At 48.6% G+C, this 1,946-nt stretch carries 1 protein-coding gene; it reads left to right on the top strand.

Features of this window, described 5'->3' with window-relative positions:
- Positions 1-215: 215 nt before the first annotated feature.
- Positions 216-1,946: hypothetical protein (locus KDK19_RS01860; protein ID WP_257291235.1), on the top strand; the 1,731-nt coding region annotated here is incomplete at its 3' end.

Here is a 1,946-nt window from a genome sequence, read left to right on the forward strand (position 1 = left end):
CTACCACAGCACAAACGCCTTTGCGGGGAAGCTTGGCCCGAGGTTTTGGCCTTCTCAATTCGGCCATTGATGCCAGAGATAACGGGCAATACCGCAAAGAAATGATGGGAATGCAGAATGATTTAAATGGAACTTTTCGCCAGCCAGTTACTCCAAAAGCTTAAAATCCACCCATAAGGAGGTAGGTAAATAATAAACTTTAGAGGAGTATTACCATGATTGTCGCCCAAGGAATGGAGACCTCTGCGAGCCTGAGCCCTCCACCAAAGTCTGACACCCAGCCGATAACAGCCTCCGGCCAATGGACAACCAGCCAACCGACCCGCAAGGTGTCACCCTGTCATCCGAGGGAGCCTGACCGGCAAGAGCTACTTCGGGCCGCTGAGAGTGGGCGCTTGGCGTTTCGGCGAATTTATTTGACTGAAGAACAACATTACTTTTTGGGCAAGGGGGCACCAAGACCTTTCACCCTTGCCCTGCCGGGAGAAATGCTACCCACTGAGCCCGTGGAAGAAAGCTGCGGTGAATCGATGATAGGCGTCGTTAATCCCCAGTGCCTCTATGTCTACAAACGTGATGCCCACACACGGCATCTGGCGTGGGGCGCAGATCCGGATAAACTGCCAGCAAAACTACTGCCTGATCTGCACTCATTGCACGATGGACTTCTTGGACGTGCCAATACGGTTATCTGGGGCGTTTATCCTCGTTTCACCTCAGGACATCTGCAAGCGGACGGAACGTTCAGTTTACCAAAATTGAAACTCGACAATGATTCCAGGCCGTCTGGTTACCCTGAAGTGGTGCTCACTCAATACAGCAAAGAAGACATCAAATGCTTTTGCGTATACAACGATGCACAGATAAATATTTCCGATCTACTGTGGGACAAGCTTAAGTGTGAAAGTGCATTAAATCTTCCCCCCCTGCCTCTGGTTATTTATTGCCACCGCACAGGTTCGGTACAGGTCTATTTTGATGATGAACTGAAGAATCCATACCTGACCATGAATGAGCGTTCCCTGAATGATTTTGCGTACTCAAAGGGCATAACTCCAGATCATTTCAGAGCCATTTTGAATCTGCTGCCAATGTCTTTGCGGGCAGAGGCACTGAGTTCGGAATTAACCGTCTCACCAGATGTCAGGCAAAAATTGCAACAGGCCATCGATCTGGTCAGTGATCCCGATTCGTACAACTACGAGAAGCTTCTGGAACTAAAACAAAGTGGCTTACCCATTCACCAGCGTTTTTTTCATGAAAATGGTGTTCGATCTTTACTCAGAATGTTGCTGACTTCCGAAATGCTCAGGAACGGAAAACCAAGGCACGAGCAAACCCGGAAACAGGAGGAGGAAGCCTGCCGCTTATGTGAGCTGCTTCTACAGAGCGGGGCAAGGCTGGAGAGGTCTTATTCACCCTTTGCCATGATGGATAATCCTCTGAATCCGGTAATGCCACCGAGCATGATGAATTATCTGGTGGCTGCTTTTGCCCCGTTTGATTTTCTGACTCTGGAACATCTCAGGAGAATACCTTTAGCCGGCTGCCCGGGAAACGTTGTTGAATTTGACCGAATCTGCCGGGAATACACTCCACAGCAGCGGCTGAGTTTTCTGGAGAGGCTAACAAATGATTATGTACGTGGTCTTAATCCTCCAACTCTCGAAACCCTCCAGTCCCTGTTACTGGCCCTGTTCCATTACGATACCTCTATGGAGCAACGTTTTCTGAATCATCTTAAAGTCTATCTGGAGTGGGAGTACCGCGATGGCAAGAAGATTATTGGTGACTTATCTCTGAATGATTATATCCAATGGCTTGACAACCTGTTTAAACAACGAAAAGAGTATCCTTTCTACCAGAATTGGCCAGAATATGTCCGAAAGGCCCATGTGCAAATCGCTGAGCTGAAACAATCTCTTGATCTGCCGGACGATGCCAGC

Source organism: Endozoicomonas sp. ONNA1, from assembly GCF_024606325.1.
Classification (GTDB): domain Bacteria; phylum Pseudomonadota; class Gammaproteobacteria; order Pseudomonadales; family Endozoicomonadaceae; genus Endozoicomonas_A.